The sequence below is a fragment of the Acinetobacter thutiue genome (assembly GCF_030385805.1).
GTDB lineage: Bacteria > Pseudomonadota > Gammaproteobacteria > Pseudomonadales > Moraxellaceae > Acinetobacter > Acinetobacter corruptisaponis.
In genome coordinates this window covers 1-1040 of sequence record NZ_JAUDZE010000027.1, presented here as the reverse complement: position 1 = coordinate 1040, position 1040 = coordinate 1, and the positions used below count along the sequence as shown (strand labels likewise).

At 52.2% G+C, this 1040-nt stretch carries 1 rRNA gene; it reads left to right on the top strand.

The window, feature by feature from the left end:
• Positions 1 to 18: 18 nt before the first annotated feature.
• A 16S ribosomal RNA gene (locus QTA56_RS18250) occupies positions 19 to 1040 on the top strand; the annotation flags it as partial.

Sequence of the window (1040 nt, the reverse complement as noted above, 5' to 3'; positions counted from 1 at the left end):
TAAGGTGCAAAATGATTTTAACTGAAGAGTTTGATCATGGCTCAGATTGAACGCTGGCGGCAGGCTTAACACATGCAAGTCGAGCGGGGTGATGTGCTTCGGTACTGATCCTAGCGGCGGACGGGTGAGTAATGCTTAGGAATCTGCCTATTAGTGGGGGACAACATTCCGAAAGGAATGCTAATACCGCATACGCCCTACGGGGGAAAGCAGGGGATCTTCGGACCTTGCGCTAATAGATGAGCCTAAGTCGGATTAGCTAGTTGGTGGGGTAAAGGCCTACCAAGGCGACGATCTGTAGCGGGTCTGAGAGGATGATCCGCCACACTGGGACTGAGACACGGCCCAGACTCCTACGGGAGGCAGCAGTGGGGAATATTGGACAATGGGCGGAAGCCTGATCCAGCCATGCCGCGTGTGTGAAGAAGGCCTTTTGGTTGTAAAGCACTTTAAGCGGGGAGGAGGCTCTTGAGGATAATACCCTTGAAGAGTGGACGTTACCCGCAGAATAAGCACCGGCTAACTCTGTGCCAGCAGCCGCGGTAATACAGAGGGTGCGAGCGTTAATCGGATTTACTGGGCGTAAAGCGTGCGTAGGCGGCTGAATAAGTCGGATGTGAAATCCCCGAGCTTAACTTGGGAATTGCATACGATACTGTTTGGCTAGAGTATGGGAGAGGATGGTAGAATTCCAGGTGTAGCGGTGAAATGCGTAGAGATCTGGAGGAATACCGATGGCGAAGGCAGCCATCTGGCCTAATACTGACGCTGAGGTACGAAAGCATGGGGAGCAAACAGGATTAGATACCCTGGTAGTCCATGCCGTAAACGATGTCTACTAGCCGTTGGGTCCTTTGAGGACTTAGTGGCGCAGCTAACGCGATAAGTAGACCGCCTGGGGAGTACGGTCGCAAGACTAAAACTCAAATGAATTGACGGGGGCCCGCACAAGCGGTGGAGCATGTGGTTTAATTCGATGCAACGCGAAGAACCTTACCTGGCCTTGACATACTAGAAACTTTCCAGAGATGGATTGGTGC